The following is an 18948-nucleotide window of genomic DNA, read 5'->3' as shown; positions in this document are numbered from 1 at the left end:
TGGGATAAGGCGGAAAAGTTTCGCCCAAAAGAAAGAGATATGATTGCAGAACTCTGACGGAACAAAGCTGCAACACGCCATACTGAAAGGCGGCAATAAACCGTGGCTATTTTGTCTGGCTTTTATTTGAAGAATTTTGCACTTATCGCTGCGCCATATTCGTTAGCGTTCAATGGGGTAAACAAGAAGAATATGAACAACCTGCCTAAAGGTTTCCATTGAGGCTGTTTCTATCGCTTACCCAATTAAAGCACGGCAACTCATTTTGAGTTGCCGTGCTTTATTAGATGGTTAATATATACAATTTTGTGAAGCAGCTAAGTTGCACACTAAGAGAAATTATTGTTTCCTACCGTTAGATTCGCAAGGGACTTCCATACAGACTGCCAAAACCGTCAACGAAGTATGCCACAAAGGTATAGTATGCGGCGCTTGATGCCGATTCTCTTGCTTTTGTATCATGCTTATGCATATTTGCTTTTACGATGGTCATTGTGCCAAAATTTGTGATTTAGTAATAAGATGAATGATTGCTCCTAACAAATCCTACTACTCAAAATGTTTAATTGACAGTTGTAACTGCTGTAATTATGCGTTTTGTTTTTTTTTGAATACGGAGATAAATCCACGCCTCCAGAAGCAGCAATCCCAAAGCGGTTAACATATGTATGCCCTGAATATAACCCTGCTGCCTGAATAATCCGGACCACTTTAATTGAACAATAGCCTCTTGATTTTCAACAGTAACTTCGTTTTTTCCCAAAAAGTCCCGCATTGAAAAGGTGTAGCTTTCTTCATTTGGAATAAGCGTATTACTGTTTTTTTCAATCCTGAATCTTGGCATATATAAATTCCATTCAATCCGTACAGCATGAGTCTCACCAGCTTGATTTTTATAAAGAATCCAGTCCGGTGAACTTTTGCCAATCAAACTGTTATCGGGAACACCCTCACCGCTTATGTCCAATATTTCGCACCCGTTAAAATACGAAATGCTCCCGAGACTTTCCGCTGTTAATGGCGCGGAGTATGTATGAATGAAAAAATATTGGAAGGCCAGGGCTGCAAGCAGGTTAACAAGATACAGTATAAGCCAAATCAATATATGCCAAGGTCTTTTCTCTTTGGCTGTCTTATTTTTTGACACGCAGAGAACCTCCTTTTGGGTTTTAGGCCTATTATTTCCGCACCATCGGGCTCACCTGTTTCCTTTTCTTTGTACTGAGTATATACATTTTTATTTTCTCGAGCAAGTCCTCCAGCGCGAAAGCTCCTTTTGGGGGCGTGGAAAACGTCTTTGCATGCCCTATGGCCATCTGGAACCTGCTGGATGCATTGTTCCCGCTGTACGGCCTGCCCTGCGCCCAGGCAGCGGCCGAGCTGGAGATGGCTGCCGCGGCCGCGGCGACGCTGGCGCGCTTTTTCAGGCGGGCGGAGCGTGAATGCGCGGTAAAGCTGCCGCGTGCGAAAAGCGCGCCGCCCTCGCCGTGACCGGCGGCTCTGCTCCTTTTGCGCTTAGGCCGCGCCTCCCTTGGGGCGCGGCTTTTCCGCGTTGTTTTCACCGTTCTTTCCGCTGCTCCACACATCCCTTTCACATTTTTTATTTACCATTTTTTTGTAAAGATCCGGTACAAAGAAAGGGGTTTTATTATGGGAAAAGCAGGCCTTTGGTTCAAACGGCTGTGGAAAAGGCTGCGGTCGTTTCGGTTCACCAAAAAGCGTGTGCTCCTGGTGTCGGCCGTCTTGGCGGCTGCGGCATTGGGCTTCGGCGTCTGGCGCTTCCTGCGCCCTGCCGGCGGGGCGCTGCCCGCAATGGCTGACGCGGTGCGCACCACCCGGCTGGAAAAACCACGCTGTCAGAGAGCATCACCGTCACGGGCACGGTGGAGAGCGGAAGCGTGGCCAACGTCACCACGTCGCTCTCCTATCCCGTCAAGGAGATCTTTGTGCAGGTGGGCGACACGGTAAGCGAGGGCGACGTCATCTGCACGCTGGATTCCTCCGACCTGGAGGAACAGCTTGCCAAACGGCAGGAGGCGCTGGCCGAAAGCAGGGAAACGGCGCAGAAAAATTACGATAAGGCCGTGGAAAGCTACAACAGCGCGGCGGCGAAGCAGACCGAGGCGTACAACGCCTACGCCAGTGCGGCTTCGGCGCTGGAAACGGCGCGCAACACCGAATATCTGAACGCGACCAATTCCGTTTCGTCGTATCAGAGCGCCTACGACGCGGCTCTGACGGCGGAGCAGGAGGCGGGCGCGGCGCTGAACAACGCCAACACGGCACTTTCCGCTGCGCAGGCTGCCTGCGACGCCGCACAGGCCGCGCTGGATGCGGACAGCGCCAACCCGGAGCTGCAGGCGGCCCGGGACAACGCGGCGGCGGCTTTGACGGCGGCGCAGAACACGGCCGCGGCGGCGCAAAGCGATTACACCGCGAAGTCCGCCGCGCGGCAGGCGGCGGAGGATGCGCTCAAGACTGCGAAGGCAAACAGCGGCTACGACGCGCTGTATCAGGCCTATGCCGCGGCGGACCAGGCTTGGCTGCAGGCCAGGAGCACCTACGAGACGGCTACGGAAACCCTCCGGCAGGCTAAGGAAAACATGGAGACCGCGGCCGAAAATCTGGAAAACGCGGGCACCAGCGATGAGATCGAGGAGTTGGAGGAGCAGATCGCGGACTGCACCATCACCGCAGGTGCGTCCGGCACCATCACTACGCTGAACGCGACGGTTGGCTCGGCCGCGGGCGGCGGTACCTCCAACACGGCGTTGGCGGTCATCCAGAACACCGACGATTTGAAGGTGTCCATTACCATTGACGAGGACGATATCAAAAGCGTGGCTGTGAGCCAGCAGGCCATCATCAAAAGCGACGCCACCGGAGACACGGAGATCGCGGGCACGGTGTCCCAGCTTTCGCTCACCTCCGGCTCCACAGGCAGTACGCAGGGCGGTACCGGCAGCTCTGGCTTCGGGGCCGAGGTGACCGTAACCGGGAAGGACAGCGGCCTGCTCATCGGCCTTTCCGCGAAGGTGGAGATCATCCTTTCCCAGGTGACGGACGTCTATGCCGTTCCTTACGATGCGGTGGGCACGGACGAAAACGGCGGCAGCGTGGTTTACGCCCGCAGCGGAGGCGAAACGGAATTCACGGCCATCCCTGTGGAAACGGGCATGGAAACGGATTATTATATTGAGATCTCCGGCGAAGGGCTTTCCGACGGGATGGAGGTAAAGACGAGCGCCAATGATACGGCCACGGCCGCCGCGGGCGCGGACGACGCGCAGCAGAGCGGGGAAAACGCCATGTTCAGCATGGACATGGGCGGCGGCATGCCGGGCGGCGATATGCCCGGTGGCGGCGGCATGCCCAGCGGCGGCCCGGGAGGGATGTGATATGGATGCTCCCATCATCGACATGCACGGCATCGTCAAGCGGTTCCCCATCGGCACGGGCGAGGAACTGGAGGTGCTGCACGGCATTGACCTGACGGTGCGCAAAGGCGAATTTGTGGCCATCGTGGGCGCGTCCGGTTCGGGCAAATCCACGCTGATGAACATCATCGGCGCGCTGGACCGCCCCACGGAAGGCACCTATGTGCTGGACGGCGTGGATGTCGGCACACTGCGCGACAAGCAGCTCTCCCGCATCCGCTGCCGGAAGATCGGATTTGTATTCCAGACGTTCAACCTGGTGCCCCGCACCAGCGCGCTGAAGAACGTGGCGCTGCCCATGATGTACAACGGCGTGCGCGGCGCTGCGCGCACCCAGCGCGCCCGCGCGCTGCTGGATATGGTGGAAATGGGCGACCGCGCGGGCCATGCGCCCAGCCAGCTTTCCGGCGGGCAGAAGCAACGCGTGGCCATTGCGCGCGCCATGGCCAACGACCCCGCCATCCTGCTGGCCGACGAGCCGACGGGCGCGCTGGATTCCGCCACGGGGCGCCTGGTGATGGACCTGTTCCACCGGCTGCACCGGGAGCAGGGAAAGACCATCGTGCTCATTACCCACAGCCCGGAGCTTGCCGGCGAATGCCAGCGCATCGTCACCATCAAGGACGGCCGCGTCACGGGCGTGCGCAGGGGAGGAGGTGCTGCGGATGCTGCTGTTTGAAAACATCCAGCTTGCCCTCAACGGCCTGCGGGCCAACAAGATGCGCGCGCTGCTCACGATGCTGGGCATCATCATCGGCATCGGCTCGGTCATCGCTATCATGACGGTGGCGGGCAGCATGACGAACTCCATCACCACCAGCATGCAGAGCATGGGCGCGAACAACATCACCGTCAGCCTGACGCAAAAAAGCGACAGCGATTACACCGAGGGTGCGCAGACGCGCATGTTCCGCCCAACCACTCCCGGCGCGGAGGACCTGCTGACGGACGAGATGCTGGCGGATTACCGCGCGCTTTACGGCGGCAGCATCTACGCTGTCAGCCTGACACAGAGCCTTGGCAGCTATACGGTAAGCACAAACGCGGACGAAGCCGGCGTGAACGCCACGGGCGTGAACACCGAATATGCCGCCGCCAACAGCGTGGAGCTGTCCCGCGGGCGCTTCTTCACGGAGGAGGACGAGGAAAAAGCCCGCACGGTGGCCGTTGTGAGCGACGTGTTTGCCGAAACACTGTTTCCAGAGCAGGAGGCCATCGGCCAGGCGTTCCAGCTCACCTACGGCACCAAGGTATACACATTTTATATCGTGGGGGTGTACCCGTATGAGAGCAACGGGCTCGTGCTGGAATCCACAGACGCCACCCCCACCACGGACATGTACCTGCCCATCTCCACGGCCAAAGCCATGTCCCATGCGGACGACGGCTACCAGAGCTTCACGGTGGTGGCGGCCACAGGCGTGGACACCAGCGCATTTCTGACGCAGACGGAAAATTTCTTCGCCGGCTATTACACGCGCAATACCTCCTATACGGCCACGGCTTCCAGCATGGAGAGCCTGATGGAGAGCATGACGGAGATGCTCTCCACCATCAGCCTGGCCATCGCGGTCATCGCGGGCATCAGCCTGCTGGTGGGGGGCATCGGCGTAATGAATATCATGCTGGTGTCCATCACCGAGCGCACACGGGAGATCGGCACCCGCAAGGCGCTGGGCGCGACGAACGGCAGCATCCGTGTGCAGTTCATCGTGGAATCCGTCATCATCTGCCTCATCGGGGGCGTTCTGGGGATTCTGGCGGGCCTGGGCCTGGGCGCCGCGGGTGCGAACCTGCTGGGCTATGCGGCCGCGCCCAGCGCGGGCGTTATTTTCATTGCGGTGGCGTTCTCCATGGCCATCGGCGTGTTCTTCGGCTATTATCCGGCGAACAAAGCGGCCCGGCTGGACCCCATTGAGGCGCTGCGCTACGAATGACGCGCCGCCGCGGGGCAGGGATGCCCCCTGAAAAGCAGAAGCAGCGTGCCGTCCGGCGGTTTGCACGGGCGGCGCGTTTTGTGTTATGATGGGCGCAGCGGCGGAAAGCTCCGCCGGAATCTGCGCCGCCGCGGGCGGCGGAATGGGTGGTTTGCATGAAGATCAAAGCGGCTGTGTTCGACATTGACGGCACGCTGGTGCCCTATGGCGCGCCCGGCCCCGGCCAGGCCGCGGTGCAGGCGCTGCGGGAGCTGGCGCAAAGCGGTGTGGCCGTCGTCATTGCCACGGGGCGCGCGCGGTATACGGCGCAGTGGGTGCTGGGCAGCGGGATAAAGCCGGATTATTTCGCGGCGGTGAACGGAGCGGACGTGACGGACGCGGCGGGGCGGCCTGTGTGGCAGAGCCGCATGACGCCCGAGGAAATGTACGCGCTTGTGGATTTCTGCGAGGACCATGAGCTGCCGCTGGAATTTATTTTTTCCGACGCATACTATGTGTATGTGGAATACGCGGCCTTTGTGGAAAAGTACTGCGGGCAGAACGCTGCGTCCGGCTTTTTTGACAGCGTGCTGCGGGACGGCGAGGACCAGGTGCGCCATTTGCAGGACATGCCCTTCGGCGCCTGCGCGGCAATGGACGCGCGCCATGCAGCGGCCTTTGAAGCGAAATACGGCCATCTGGGCCTGCGGTTTATTCCCTTTGCACCGGGCCGGTACGACGTGCTGCGCGCGGGCGCAGGCAAGGCGGCGGGCGTTGGCCGGCTGCTGGAGCGGCTGGGCATCTCCTGGGCGGAAACGGCGGCCTTCGGCGACGGTGAAAACGACGCGGAGCTGCTGGAGGCGGCGGGCTTTGCCGTGGCAATGGAGGGCGGCGCGCAGAGCCTGCTGCCCCTGGCCGACGCGGTGGCCCCCGCTGCGGCCCTGGACGGCGCGGCGGCTGCCGTTCGGGAATATCTGCTGGAGTGACGCGCCCGCGCAGGGAAGAGAAAAAACAGGGGCGGACGCCCGCGGCAGGGCGCTGTGCGCGGCCGGCGCAAAGCGGCCCGGCCCGCAGAGGAGGAAGAAAAAATGGCGTTTCCGCCCGTATACGGTCCGGATTCCCGCACACTGATCGTGGGAACCTGGCCCAGCCCCAAAAGCCGGGAGCAGGGCTTTTTTTACGGCCATCCGCAGAATCGGTTCTGGCCGTTGCTGGCGCGGCTTCTGGGAGCGCCCGTGCCCCAAAGCGTGCCGGAGAAAAAGGCACTCATCCTCACCCATGGCCTGGCGCTGTGGGACACCATTGAAAGCTGTACCATCACCGGCGCTTCGGATGCTTCCATCCGGGACGTGGTGCCCACGGATATTGCGGGCCTTGCCCGCAAAGCGCCCATCCGGCGCGTTTTGTGCAACGGGGCCACGGCGTACCGGCTGTATGAAAAATACAGCCGCGTGCCCGGGCTGGAGGCCGTGAAGCTGCCCAGCACCAGCCCGGCCAACGCCGCCTGGACGATGGATAAGCTGGCGGCGGCGTGGGGAAACTATCTGGGAGAGAAGGCCGCGCCGGACGCGGAGCGGCTGTAAGCGCGCGAAAAAGCCTGGCGATCCTTTGCGGATCGCCAGGCTTTTTGAATACGCTGGGCGCCAAAACCGGTGTTTTCCGTGGAGGAGCCCCGTCTCTGCACCGCTTTGCCGCTCCTGAAAAGTCTGCCTGCTCAGAAAAACAGGTCCTTGCTGGGGTATTCCGGCTCGGAGGTAAGGCGCAGGCCCATTTTGCGCAGTGTGCCTTCGTCACCGGAATGCAGCATGCAGGTGCTGTGCATCTCGCAGTCCCGCAGCTTCGGCAGCGCGGCCATGGCGCGGGCCGTCAGCGTGTTGGTGGCGGCTGTGATGGAGAGCGCCGCGAGCACGTCGTCCACCTTCAAAACGCTGGAACGGCTGCCGAGGATGTCAATCTTCAGCTTGAGGATCGGCTCCAGTATGATGGGGCTGATGAGCGTGAGAGAATCGTCGATGCCGGCAATGGCCTTGATGGCGTTGAGCACGCAGGAGGAGCAGGCGCTCATCAGGTTGCTGGCCTTGCCCGTTACGATCGGTCCGTCCGGCAGCTGGATGGCCGCGGCGGCCACGCCGGAGCTTTCGCTTTTGGCAAGAGCGGGCGCAACCACCGCACGGTTCGCCGTGGTGAGGGAAAGCTCCTGCATGATGCGCTTGATTTTGTCCACCGCGTCCTGCGAGCCCTTACCCTGCTTGTGGTCGCAAAGGGCCTTGTAGTAACGGCGGATGATCTCCTGGCTGGCGGCGGCGCGGACGGCTTCGTCGTCCACGATGGCGTAGCCCGCCATGTTCACGCCCATATCCGTGGGAGATTTGTATACGCTTTCGTCCCCTGTGATACGCGAGAGGATGTTGCGCACGATGGGGAAGGCCTCCACGTCCCGGTTGTAGTTGACGGTGGTGACGCCGTAGGCCTCCAGATGGAACGGGTCGATCATGTTCACGTCCGCGAGGTCGGCAGTGGCCGCCTCGTAGGCCAGGTTCACCGGATGCTTCAGCGGCAGGTTCCAGATGGGGAACGTCTCAAACTTGGCATAGCCCGCCACGCGGCCCTGGCGGATTTCGTGATACACCTGCGAGAGGCAGGTGGCCAGCTTGCCGGAGCCGGGGCCGGGGGCCGTCACCACCACGAGAGGCCTGGAGGTTTCGATGTAGGGGTTCGCGCCGTAGCCTTCGTCGCTGCAGATATAGGCGATGTCCGTGGGATAGCCCTTGATGGGGCGGTGGATGTAGTTTTTCACGCCGCGCATCGTCAGCTTTTTGGCGAAGCCGTCGGCTGCCGCCTGGCCGGTGTACTGCGTGATGACCACGCTGTTCACGCGGATGCCCATGTGCGTGATGTCGTCGATGAGACGCAGCACCTCCATATCATAGCTGATGCCGAGGTCCGCGCGCATTTTTGTCTTTTCAATGTCTCCCGCCGAGACGGTGAAGATGATCTCGGCCTGTTCGCGCATCTCGTACAGCAGGCGGATCTTGCCGTTGGGGTCGAACCCCGGCAGCACCCGGGCCGCGTGGTAATCGTCAAAAAGCTTGCCGCCGAACTCCAGGTACAGCTTGCCGCCCCACTGCGCAATGCGCTGGCGGATATGCTCCGTCTGCTTGTGGATATAAAGGCTGTTGTCAAATCCTGCTTCCACTGTTATGCTCCCTCTTCCTGCGTATTCTTTCCCGGAGCATGCGTTTATACATTCGGGCGGAATTGTCTGCTTTTATACACAAACAAATGGGTTTGTCTATTGCCCGCCCCGCGTCCCCGATGGTATACTGTCCCTGTTCCGGGAAATCCCAATATCCTATATAGGATACCATTAACCCATGTGCAAGGCAAGGCGTGCGACGCGAAAAAAACAGAAAAAAAGAGTTCGGAGGGCGCCTTATCGACAATTTTTTGTCATGCATTCCGCAGTATGGATTTTTACGCGCGTTTCTGAACAAATCAAACAAAGTTTTCGCGAAAATTTATACGGGGCCTGCCGGGGAACACCGGGATTACGGATTGTATTTGCGTGGGTGTTCAGATATAATAAATATCGGTGCTGTTTGCATAAAGGATATTTGCAAAAAGCTTGACAAAAGGCTGGAGCGCGGCGCAGGCCCGCCGCAGAGGGGGCGTGCCGCGTGAAGAAAAAAGGCTGGTTTTCCGTTTTGCAGAACCTGTCCTGGCTGACGCAGTTGGGCCTTTCGCTGGCGGCGCCGCCGGTGCTGTGCCTGCTGGGCGCGGGCTGGCTTGCGAGGCGCTTTTCGCTGGGGCCGTGGGTATATTTCGCGGCCATAGTGCTGGGCTTGGGCGCCGCGGCGTGTACCTTTGCGGAATTTGTGAAAATGTTCCGCCGCAAAAACGGAAAAAAGTAGCGGCTGTACGGCCGTAAAACAAGGCGTTCCGGGCGGCGCCCGGAGGCCGGAGCTGGATGTGATCGACTTTTTATGAAGATACAGGAAGCGACAAAGCGCGAGACGCTGCACATCGCCGCGGGCACGCTGGCCTTTTCGGCGGTGATGAACGGCGTGTTCGCACTTCTGGGAAGATGGGACCTGACGGTGCTGTGGGGCACGCTGCTGGGCGGCGGCTTTGCGGTGCTGAACTTTTTTCTGCTGGGCCTCACGGTGCAGAAAATGGCCGGGGACCCGAACGAAAAAAAAGGCAAGCTCGTGCTGCAGCTCTCGTACAGCCTGCGCATGCTGGCCACGCTGGCCGTGGTGGTGCTGGGCGTAAAGCTGGCGTGCTTTTCGTGGGTGGCTACGGTGATCCCGCTGCTGTTCCCGCGGCTTACCATTCTTGCAATGCAGATCCTGAGCATGTACAAACCGCCCAAAAATAAGGAAGGAGGCGATGAGCCGGTATGAATGTGGATATCACCGGCGCGCGCATCTATTTTACCATCCCGATCTTCGGCGGAATCCCCATCACCGCCACCATTGTCAACAGCCTGCTGGTCACGCTCATCATCATAGGGCTGAGCATATTCCTCACCCGGAACCTGAAGGTGCGGGCGGTGAGCAGGCGGCAGGTGGTGGCTGAATTCCTGGTGGAGACCGCGCAGAATTTCGTGAACGGCAATATGGGTGAAAAATTCGCATATTACGGCCCGTTCGTGGCGGCGCTTTTCGCATCGTCGCTGTTTTCCAGCCTGCTGAGCCTGGTGGGGATGTTCCCCCCCACGAGCGACCTTTCCACCACGCTGGCGTGGGCGGTGATGGTGTTCGTGCTCATCACCTACACCAAGATCCGCACGGGCGGCGTCGGCGGCTACCTCAAAGGCTTCACGCAGCCCATCTTCGTGCTTACGCCGTTCAACATTTTGTCCGAGCTGGCGACGCCCATTTCCATGGCGTTCCGTCATTTCGGCAACATCGTGTCCGGCAGCGTCATCACGGCGCTGGTGTATGCGGCGCTGGCAACGGCATCCCACGCACTGTTTGCGTGGCTGCCGGGTGCGGCAGGCGAGCTGCTGGGCTCGATCCCCATCCTGCAGGTGGGCGTGCCGGCGGTGCTCAGCGTGTATTTCGATTTGTTCTCCAGCTTTATGCAGGCGTTCATTTTCTGCATGCTGACAACGCTGTATATCGCCAACGCGGCCGACGATTCCTGACGGACGCGAAGCTCCCGTTTGTTTTTCCGCCGCCCGCTGCGTGCAAGGGCGCTGAAAATAACCCAAACTATTTTTATGTAGGAGGAAACCTCTATGTTGGAAAAAGCAATCATCCTGGCAGGCTGCGCTGTGGGCGCCGGCCTCGCCCTCATCGCGGGCATCGGCCCCGGCATCGGCGAAGGCTACGCCGTCGGCAAGGCCTGCGAGGCCATCGGCCGCCAGCCCGAGTGCAAGGGCGACGTGACATCCACCATGCTGCTTGGCTGCGCCATTGCGGAGACGACCGGTATTTATGGCTTCGTAACGGGCCTGCTGCTCATCTTCGTGGCTCCCGGCATCTTCATGGGCCTGCTGTAAGCCGCGGGCACCGGCGGCGGGCGTTCAGGCCGCGCCGCCAAAAGGAGGAGACAGAATGAAACAATTTCAGGACCTCGTCACCCTCGCCCCGTGGACGTTCATTTTCCAGATCTGCAACCTGCTTATCCTGACGGCGGGCGTGAAGCATTTTCTGTTCAAGCCCGTGCAGCAGATCCTTGCCAAGCGTAAAGAGGAGATCGAAGCGTCCTACACCGAGGCTGAAAAGGCCGAGGGCGACGCACAGGCAATGAAAGAGGAATACGAGACACGCCTTGCCAGCGCAAAGGAAGAGGCGGCGGAGATCGTGAAAAGCGCCACGGCACGTGCCAATGCGCGCGGCGAGGAGCTTGTGAGCGCGGCGCGCGCCGAGGCGGCCGCGCTCAAGAGCAAGGCGGACGCCGAGATCGAGAGCGAACGCCGCAAGGCTGCCGGAGAGTTGAAAAACGATATTTCCGAGCTTGCCCTGGACATTGCGGGCCGCGTTGTGGAGAAGGAGATCGATCCCGAAACGCACAAGGAACTGATCGACGACTTCATCAGCCGTGTGGGTGACGCGTCATGACGGCAGCCGAAAAGGAATACGGCGGCGCGCTGTACGCACTTGCCGCCGAGGAGCACTGCGAGGACGCGGTGCTGGAGGGCCTTACCCTTGCGGCGGACGCTTTCCGCGAGACGCCCGGCTACCTGAAGCTGGTGCAGAACCCCGCGGTGCCGCGGGAAGAACGCCTGGCCATGCTGGACGAGGCGTTCGGCGCGGGCGTGCACGTTTATGTGCTGAATTTTTTGAAGATACTGTGCGGGAAATCCGCACTCGGCATGGCTGCGGGCTGCCTGCAGGAGTATAAGGCGCTGCTGTATGAGGCGCGCGGCATTCTGCCCGTGCAGGCCGTGAGCGCCGTGCCTCTGGATGTGGCGCAGCGTCGTGCCTTGTGCGACAGTCTGGCTCAAAAGACAGGCAGGACCATCCTGCTGGAGACCGCTGTGGACCCGTCCGTGCTGGGCGGCGTAAAGCTGCGGTACGAGGGGCTGGAGCTGGACGGCACGGCCGCCGGGCGGCTGGCCGCGCTGCGGCGCGCGCTGACGCAGGCGTGACGCCTGCACATCTGTACGTTGGAAAGTTGGTGAGACTATGCAGTTAAAACCTGAGGATATCAGCAAGATCATTAAAAGCCAGATCAAAAATTACGACAGCAGGATCGAATGCGCCGAAACGGGCACCGTCATTCTTGTGGGCGACGGCATCGCCCGCGCCTACGGGCTGGAAAAGTGCATGGCGAACGAGCTGGTGGAGTTTGAGAACGGCGAATACGGCATGGCCTTGAACCTGGAGGAGAACAGTGTAGCCATCGTGCTGCTGGGCTCCGACGAGGGCATCAGGGAAGGCGATACGGTCCGGCGCACGGGCCGCGTCGTCAGCGTGCCGGTGGGCGAAGCGCTCATCGGCCGCGTGGTGAACGCGCTGGGCCAGCCCATTGACGGCAAGGGGCCTGTTGACGCAGCCGAAACGCGGCCTATCGAGCGCAAGGCACCCGGCATCATTGAGCGCAAAAGCGTCAGCGTGCCGCTGCAGACGGGCATCAAGGCCATCGACAGCATGATCCCCATCGGCCGCGGCCAGCGTGAGCTGATCATCGGCGACCGCCAGACGGGCAAGACCGTCATCGCCACGGACACGATCATCAACCAGAAGGGCAAGGACGTGGTGTGTATCTACGTTGCCATCGGCCAGAAGCGCTCGACGGTGGCTCAGCTGGTGGAAACGCTCACTGTGGCCGGCGCAATGGACTACACCATCGTGGTCTCGGCCTCAGCCAGCGAGCTGGCCCCGGTGCAGTATATCGCGCCCTACGCGGGCTGCGCTATGGGCGAATATTTTATGGACAAGGGCAGGGACGTCCTGATCATCTACGACGACCTTTCCAAGCATGCGGTGGCCTACCGCGCGCTTTCTCTGCTCATACGGCGTCCGCCCGGCCGCGAGGCGTATCCAGGCGACGTGTTTTACCTGCACAGCCGTCTGCTGGAGCGTGCGGCGCGCCTGGCCCCCGAATACGGCGGCGGCAGTTTGACGGCGCTGCCCATCATCGAGACGCAGGCCGGCGACGTTTCGGCCTACATCCCCACGAACGTCATCTCCATTACGGACGGCCAGATCTTTTTGGAAACAGAGCTGTTCCACGCGGGCGTGATGCCTGCCGTCAACCCGGGCATTTCGGTGTCCCGCGTGGGCGGCAACGCGCAGATCAAGGCAATGAAAAAGGTGGCGGGCACGCTGAAGCTGGCGTATTCCCAGTACCGTGAGCTGCAGTCTTTCGCCCAGTTCGGGTCGGACCTGGATGCGGATACCAAGCGCCGTCTGGCGCAGGGCGAGCGCATTGTGGAGGTGCTCAAGCAGGACCGCAATTCTCCGGTGCCTGTGGAGCAGCAGGTGTGCATCCTGTATGCTGTTACCAACGATTACCTGGTGGACGTGCCTGTGGAGCAGATCGCTGTGTACGAGCAGGAGCTGTACGAGGATCTAAGCAGCCTGCATGACGCGGACGTGCTGGCGCCCATCCGGGAGAGCGGCGCGCTTTCCGAAGGGACGAAGGCCGCGCTGGACAAGGCGCTGGCGGAGTTCACGGCGGCGTTCCTCAAATCCCACGCATAAAAAGAAGGAAGAAGGAGGCACGGCGTCATGGCGGCATCGTCCATGAAGGATATCAAGCTGCGCATCAAAAGCGTGGAAAGCACCATGCAGATCACCAAGGCCATGGAGCTGGTGGCGTCCTCGAAGCTGCGGCGCGCGAAGGAACGCGCCGAGGAGACGCGGCCCTATTTCACCACGCTGCATGAATGCCTTACAGACATCGCGTACGGCAACACGGATTTTTCCTCTCCGTTCGTGCAGCAGCGCGAAGTGAAAAAGACCTGCTATATCATGATCGCGGGCGACCGCGGGCTGGCAGGCGGCTACAATACCAACCTGTTTAAAACGGTGGCCGAGCATATGGACGGCAAGGCGGTGTGCGTGCTGCCCATCGGCAAAAAGGCTGTGGAATATTGTGCGCACCGCGGGCTGGAGACCGTGACGGACGCCTATGCCACGGCCGAGGACGTCTCGCTGGGCGATTGCTTTTCCATCGCACGGATGCTCTGCGGGCAGTTCCGCAAGGGCGCGTTTGACGCGCTGTATGTGGGATACACCAATTTTGTGTCCATGCTCAGCCAGCAGCCGGCGGTGCTGAAAATGCTGCCCATCCGCTACGAGCGCAGGGAAGCAAAGAACACGGCGGAGAGCCTGACGATCTACGAGCCGTCCAGCGAGGCGGTATACGACGCGATTGTTCCGGAATATGTGGGCGGCCTTTTGTGGGGGGCTATGGCGGAGAGCGTGGCCAGCGAACAGGGGGCACGGCGTACTGCGATGGATGCGGCCAGCAAAAACGCGGGTGACATGATCGAGGACCTTTCACTGAAATACAACCGTGCGCGGCAAGGCGCCATCACGCAGGAGATCACGGAGATCGTGGCCGGCGCGGAGGCATAAAACACTTGGCTTGAAACGCCAGCAGGGCAATTCAAGCCTACCCCCCGCAGGGGGCCGCGCGAAGCGCAGGCGCACAGAGGCGCGCGGGTAGCGCGCCGGATGCGCCGGAGCGCCAAGCGGGTGCCTTAGCCGTTCGAGGAGCGAAGCGACAAGAACAGTCCTCAATGGACGCCCCGCGTCCCACGCCTGAAAAACGGGTGCTTCCCGTTTTTCGGCGTATGCTCCGCACATCCGGAAACGCCCTGCAGGTATTTCAAGCCTGCCCTCGCAGGGGGCCGCGCGAAGCGCAGGCGCACACAGCCGAAAGCTGTTTTCATCCTATTCAAAGGAGACAAGCCAATGAGCAATCAGAACATCGGCACAGTCACCCAGATCATCGGGCCTGTGCTGGACATCAAATTCCCCGACGGGCATCTGCCGGGCCTGCTGAATGCCATCACGGTGGAGAACGGGGCCGACACCATCACGCTGGAGGTGGCGCAGCACATCGGCGACGACGTTGTGCGCTGCATCGCCATGTCCAGCACCGACGGCCTTGTGCGCGGCGCGAAAGCCGTGGATACGGGCAGCCCCATCACGGTGCCCGTGGGCGATCAATGCCTGGGCCGCATCTTCAATCTGCTGGGAGACCCTGTGGACAATCTTCCCGCGCCGGAGGCTCAGGAGCGCTGGCCCATCCACCGCCAGCCGCCCGCTTATGACGAGCAGGAATCCACCACCGAGATTTTGGAAACAGGCATCAAGGTCGTGGACCTCATCGCCCCCTACGCCAAGGGCGGCAAGATCGGCCTGTTCGGCGGCGCGGGCGTGGGAAAGACCGTGCTGATCATGGAACTGATCAACAACGTTGCCAAGGAGCACGGCGGCCTTTCGGTATTCACAGGCGTGGGCGAGCGCACCCGCGAGGGCAACGACCTGTACAACGAGATGAAGGAGAGCGGCGTGCTTTCCAAAACGGCGCTGGTGTACGGCCAGATGAACGAGCCGCCGGGAGCGCGTATGCGCGTGGGCCTTTCGGGCCTGACGATGGCCGAATATTTCCGTGACCGGGAAAACCAGGACGTGCTGCTGTTCATCGACAATATTTTCCGCTTTACCCAGGCGGGTTCCGAGGTTTCCGCCCTGCTGGGCCGTATGCCCAGCGCCGTGGGTTACCAGCCCACGCTGGCCACGGAAATGGGCGCCCTGCAGGAACGCATCACCTCCACGAAAAAGGGCTCCATTACTTCCGTACAGGCCGTGTATGTGCCGGCCGATGACCTGACGGACCCCGCGCCGGCCACCACCTTCGCCCATCTGGACGCGACGACAGTGCTGTCGCGCAGCATTTCCAGCCTGGGCATTTATCCGGCTGTGGACCCGCTGGAGTCCAACTCCCGCATCCTGACGCCGGACGTGGTGGGCCGCGAACACTACGAGGTGGCGCGCGACGTGCAGCGCATCCTGCAGCGGTATAAGGAATTGCAGGACATCATCGCCATCATGGGTATGGATGAGTTGTCCGAGGAGGATAAGCTCACAGTCTCCCGCGCGCGCAAAATACAGCGCTTTTTGTCCCAGCCGTTCAGCGTGGCCGAGCAATTCACGGGCATGCAGGGCAAATATGTGCCGCTCAAGGAGACCATCCGCGGCTTTAAGGAGATCATCGAGGGCAAGCACGACGATCTGCCGGAATCCGCGTTCCTCTTCGCCGGCACGATCGACGACGTGCTGGAGAAGGCAAAAACGCTGTAAGGGGGAGACGCCATGTCAACCTTTCATCTTCAGATCGTGACGCCGGACGGCGGTTTCTTCGACGGCGAGGCGGAAAAGCTCATCGTGCGGGCCATTGACGGCGACGTGTGCATCCTGGCCCGGCATTCGCCCTATGTAACGGCGCTGGGCACGGGTGAGGCACGGGTGACCATTGACGGCAAGCGCCGCCGCGCGGCCTGCGCGGGGGGGATGCTGGCAGTGACGAAAGACAATGTGCGCCTTGTGGCCACCACCTTTGAGTGGGCAGAGGATATCGACGCGGACCGCGCCCAGCGAGCGAAGGAGCGCGCGGAGCAGCTGATTGAAAAGGCCAAGGACCAGCGCGAGCTGGAATTGGCACAGGCGCGCCTGAAGCGCGCGCTGACACGTCTGCAGGTCACGGCGAAATAGCTGTGCAGGAGAGGCGGGCTTTGGCCCGTCTTTCTTTTTTGCCGTTCGGGTGGTATACTATTTTTGTTAGCCCGGCTGCCGCCCGCCGCCGCGCGGAAAGGTGCGGGAAAATAAGTGAAAAGGAGGCGCCGCGCTTTGCAGGACGCCCAGACCTTGAAACGGAATTTTTTGTGGAATACATTCGGACAGCTCACCTATATGCTGTGCCAGTTCCTGTGCGGTATCCTGGTGGTGCGCCTGGCCGGGGAGCAGGTTTCCGGCGTGTACAATACGGCGCTTACGGCCACGGGCATTTTTCTGTCCATCGCATCCTACGGCATGTACAGCTTTCAGGTGTCGGACATCCGGGGTAAGTACGGCGCAAGCACCTACATCCGCAGCCGTGTATGGACCTGTGCGCTGGCTGTGGCGCTGTGCATCGGCTTCGTAGCGGTGAGCGCCCTGACGGGCGAAAACCCATACAGCGCCCAGCAGAGCGTCTGCGTATTGCTGTTCCTGGGCTACCGCATGGTGGAATCCCTTACCGATATCTACAACGCCATCGACCAGCGCAGCGGGCGGCTGGACATCGTGGGCAAGACCTATGCGGTGCGCGGCGCGGTGACGCTGGCATCCTTTACGCTGACGCTGTGGCTCACCCAGGATATCGTTTTGACCCTTGCGTTGATGCTGGGCGCGAGCCTCGTGGTGTTTTTCGTTTATTCTCTGCCGCAGGCGCGGGCTTTTTATGCGCCGGAGCAGCCGCAGAACGCCCGCGTGGCCTCGCTGCTGTGGGAGTGCCTGCCGCTGGCGGTGTACAGCTTTTTGAACACCACCACGGCCTCCATCCCCAAATTGGCGCTCAGCAGCCGGATGGGGGAGACGGCGCTGGGCATTTACGGCCCCGTCACGCAGCCCGTCGTGCTGCTGCAGGTGGGGGCGACTTACCTGTTCAATCCGTTCATCACCGTATTTGCGGACAGCTATGCCAGGCGGGACAAAAAGGGCTTTTTCAAGGCGGTGTTCGCCGTGCAGGGCATTGTGCTGGCACTGCTGCCCCTGGGCCTGGCTGTGGCGCATTTTCTGGGACGCTGGGGGCTGGCGACGTTCGTCTCGCCCGGCCTGGCCGATTACCAGTACCTGCTGGGGCCTATGGTCGTGTCCGCCATTTTGACGGCGCTGGTGCTTTTTTACAGCATGGTGCTGACGGTGATGCGCTGTATGAAGGGGCTGATTGTGGCAAACGTGTGCGCCATTGCCGTCTCCGCGCTGGCCAGCGGGCCGTGCATCGCCCGGTGGGAGCTGCAAGGCACTACCTATGCAGCCGTTCTGGCCCAGCTGGTGCAGCTGGTGATGCTGGGCGGCGTCGCGCTGCGGATGACGCGCCGCCACTTTGCGAGCAGCGGGCCGCTGCCTAAGCCGGAGGACCCGTTCGACGGCCTGCCCAGCTGAGGGCCGGGCTGTTCAGAAAAAATTGGAAAGTGGGGAAGACCAAGGATGGAAAGAAAGGATATGAAGCTGGGATTTATCGGGTTCGGCAATATGGCGCAGGCCATTGCCGAGGGGCTGCTGCGTTCAAAGGCACTGGAGCCGGAGCAGATCTGCGCCTGTGCGAAGGATTGGGACAAGCTGTGCGCCGCAACGCAGCCCCGGGGCATGCGTCCCTGCCGGGACGCCCGGGAGGTGGCGGAGGCCGCAGATGTGGTCATCGTGGCCGTAAAGCCGCACCTGATCGAGGAGGTGCTTTCGCCCGTGCGCGGGCAGCTTGCGGATAAGGCAGTCGTTTCCGTGGCGGCGGGCTGGCCCTTCGAGCGGTACGAGGCGCTGCTGCCCGGAACGCGCCATTTGAGCACCATGCCAAACACGCCGGTGCGCGTGTGCGCGGGCGTGTTCCTGCTGGAGGAAAAGCATTCCCTTACGCCAGAGGAATACGTGCTGGTGCAGGAGCTGTTCGGCCATTTGGGGCTGGTGCAGCCCGTGGAGAGCCGCCTGCTGGGCATTGCAGGCACACTGAGCGGCTGCGGCCCGGCGTTTGTGAGCATGTTCATCGAGGCGCTGGGCGACGCGGGCGTAAAGCACGGCCTGCCGCGGACCATGGCCTACCGCCTTGCCGGCCAGATGGTGGCGGGCACGGGCCGCATGCAGGTGGAAACGGGCGCCCACCCGGGCGCGATGAAGGACGCGGTGTGCTCGCCCGGCGGCACGACCATTGTGGGCGTGGCGGAGCTGGAGCGCGGCGGTATGCGCGCGGCTGTCATCAACGCGGTGGACGCCATCCAGAATAAGTAAAAGCGGGCGGAGCCCCGCGCGGAGGCGCTGCGGCTCTGCGCGGGGCGCTTTGCATGTGCGGCGTGCTGTGGGACCGACATGACATACAGCTGTCGGGTTCCCTGTGATAGCATGGAACAGAAGCGCCGCACGGGCGGCGGAACAGGG

The 18948-nt window shown here is 61.3% G+C and carries 20 protein-coding genes; 18 read left to right on the top strand and 2 right to left on the bottom strand.

Annotated features, from left to right (window positions below):
* Nucleotides 1-562: 562 nt before the first annotated feature.
* Complete coding sequence (locus IIY41_RS07750) at nucleotides 563-1147, bottom strand: hypothetical protein (protein ID WP_287400254.1); 585 nt, start codon at nucleotides 1145-1147, stop codon at nucleotides 563-565.
* A 137-nt stretch (nucleotides 1148-1284) separates the two neighbouring features.
* Here IIY41_RS07750 and IIY41_RS07745 point away from each other — a divergent pair, with 137 nt between their 5' ends.
* The 6 genes from IIY41_RS07745 (at nucleotide 1285) to IIY41_RS07720 (ending at nucleotide 6936) form a co-directional block, all read left to right on the top strand.
* Nucleotides 1285-1491, top strand: coding sequence for a hypothetical protein (locus IIY41_RS07745; RefSeq protein WP_205457210.1), 207 nt, complete (start codon nucleotides 1285-1287; stop codon nucleotides 1489-1491).
* Between the two features lie 407 nt (nucleotides 1492-1898).
* Nucleotides 1899-3398: an HlyD family efflux transporter periplasmic adaptor subunit gene (locus IIY41_RS07740; protein ID WP_287400252.1), complete on the top strand. Its 1500-nt coding sequence runs from the start codon at nucleotides 1899-1901 to the stop codon at nucleotides 3396-3398.
* A gap of 1 nt (nucleotide 3399) precedes the next feature.
* Nucleotides 3400-4116 (top strand): ABC transporter ATP-binding protein, encoded by a 717-nt coding sequence (locus IIY41_RS07735; protein WP_117472988.1) that lies wholly within the window; start codon nucleotides 3400-3402, stop codon nucleotides 4114-4116.
* The gene (locus tag IIY41_RS07730; protein ID WP_287400250.1) at nucleotides 4103-5374 is read left to right on the top strand and encodes an ABC transporter permease; all 1272 of its coding nucleotides are present in this window, start codon (nucleotides 4103-4105) and stop codon (nucleotides 5372-5374) included. The genes IIY41_RS07735 and IIY41_RS07730 overlap by 14 nt, the downstream gene beginning before the upstream one ends.
* Nucleotides 5375-5529: 155 nt before the next feature.
* Nucleotides 5530-6339 carry an HAD hydrolase family protein gene (locus IIY41_RS07725; protein ID WP_050004927.1) on the top strand — a complete coding sequence of 270 codons (810 nt, stop codon included), beginning with the start codon at nucleotides 5530-5532 and terminating at the stop codon, nucleotides 6337-6339.
* Between the two features lie 102 nt (nucleotides 6340-6441).
* Nucleotides 6442-6936, top strand: a complete 495-nt coding sequence (locus IIY41_RS07720; RefSeq protein ID WP_287400249.1) for a DNA-deoxyinosine glycosylase — start codon at nucleotides 6442-6444, stop codon at nucleotides 6934-6936.
* A 131-nt stretch (nucleotides 6937-7067) separates the two neighbouring features.
* On the opposite strand, the gene IIY41_RS07715 is transcribed toward IIY41_RS07720, so the two are convergent.
* Entirely contained in the window at nucleotides 7068-8549 is a 1482-nt protein-coding gene (locus tag IIY41_RS07715; RefSeq protein WP_287400247.1) for a DUF1846 domain-containing protein, read from the bottom strand.
* Between the two features lie 481 nt (nucleotides 8550-9030).
* Here IIY41_RS07715 and IIY41_RS07710 point away from each other — a divergent pair, with 481 nt between their 5' ends.
* The 12 genes from IIY41_RS07710 (at nucleotide 9031) to proC (ending at nucleotide 18801) form a co-directional block, all read left to right on the top strand.
* Nucleotides 9031-9264, top strand: coding sequence for an AtpZ/AtpI family protein (locus IIY41_RS07710; protein ID WP_009324708.1), 234 nt, complete (start codon nucleotides 9031-9033; stop codon nucleotides 9262-9264).
* Between the two features lie 72 nt (nucleotides 9265-9336).
* Entirely contained in the window at nucleotides 9337-9756 is a 420-nt protein-coding gene (locus tag IIY41_RS07705; RefSeq protein WP_287400246.1) for an ATP synthase subunit I, read from the top strand.
* Nucleotides 9753-10502 carry a F0F1 ATP synthase subunit A gene (locus IIY41_RS07700; protein WP_009324704.1) on the top strand — a complete coding sequence of 250 codons (750 nt, stop codon included), beginning with the start codon at nucleotides 9753-9755 and terminating at the stop codon, nucleotides 10500-10502. Before IIY41_RS07705 ends, IIY41_RS07700 begins: the two co-directional genes overlap by 4 nt.
* A 93-nt stretch (nucleotides 10503-10595) precedes the next feature.
* Nucleotides 10596-10859: an ATP synthase F0 subunit C gene (atpE, locus tag IIY41_RS07695; RefSeq protein WP_009324702.1), complete on the top strand. Its 264-nt coding sequence runs from the start codon at nucleotides 10596-10598 to the stop codon at nucleotides 10857-10859.
* A gap of 55 nt (nucleotides 10860-10914) precedes the next feature.
* Nucleotides 10915-11421 (top strand): F0F1 ATP synthase subunit B, encoded by a 507-nt coding sequence (gene atpF / locus IIY41_RS07690; protein ID WP_009324700.1) that lies wholly within the window; start codon nucleotides 10915-10917, stop codon nucleotides 11419-11421.
* Nucleotides 11418-11951 (top strand): ATP synthase F1 subunit delta, encoded by a 534-nt coding sequence (atpH, locus tag IIY41_RS07685; protein ID WP_055081187.1) that lies wholly within the window; start codon nucleotides 11418-11420, stop codon nucleotides 11949-11951. Before atpF ends, atpH begins: the two co-directional genes overlap by 4 nt.
* Nucleotides 11952-11988: 37 nt before the next feature.
* Entirely contained in the window at nucleotides 11989-13509 is a 1521-nt protein-coding gene (gene atpA, locus IIY41_RS07680) for a F0F1 ATP synthase subunit alpha (protein ID WP_009324697.1), read from the top strand.
* A gap of 27 nt (nucleotides 13510-13536) precedes the next feature.
* The gene (gene atpG / locus IIY41_RS07675) at nucleotides 13537-14388 is read left to right on the top strand and encodes an ATP synthase F1 subunit gamma (protein WP_009324695.1); all 852 of its coding nucleotides are present in this window, start codon (nucleotides 13537-13539) and stop codon (nucleotides 14386-14388) included.
* 339 nt (nucleotides 14389-14727) lie between these two features.
* Nucleotides 14728-16122, top strand: a complete 1395-nt coding sequence (atpD, locus tag IIY41_RS07670) for a F0F1 ATP synthase subunit beta (RefSeq protein ID WP_009324693.1) — start codon at nucleotides 14728-14730, stop codon at nucleotides 16120-16122.
* A 12-nt stretch (nucleotides 16123-16134) separates the two neighbouring features.
* Nucleotides 16135-16533 carry an ATP synthase F1 subunit epsilon gene (gene atpC, locus IIY41_RS07665; RefSeq protein ID WP_009324690.1) on the top strand — a complete coding sequence of 133 codons (399 nt, stop codon included), beginning with the start codon at nucleotides 16135-16137 and terminating at the stop codon, nucleotides 16531-16533.
* Nucleotides 16534-16686: 153 nt separating this feature from the next.
* Nucleotides 16687-17964, top strand: a complete 1278-nt coding sequence (locus IIY41_RS07660; protein WP_287400240.1) for a lipopolysaccharide biosynthesis protein — start codon at nucleotides 16687-16689, stop codon at nucleotides 17962-17964.
* 45 nt (nucleotides 17965-18009) lie between these two features.
* Nucleotides 18010-18801 (top strand): pyrroline-5-carboxylate reductase, encoded by a 792-nt coding sequence (proC, locus tag IIY41_RS07655; protein WP_287400238.1) that lies wholly within the window; start codon nucleotides 18010-18012, stop codon nucleotides 18799-18801.
* Nucleotides 18802-18948 lie beyond the last annotated feature (147 nt).

It is taken from the genome of Ruthenibacterium sp. (assembly GCF_017421385.1).
Classification (GTDB): Bacteria; Bacillota; Clostridia; order Oscillospirales; family Ruminococcaceae; genus Ruthenibacterium; species Ruthenibacterium lactatiformans.
This window is presented reverse-complemented; position numbering and strand designations above follow the sequence as displayed.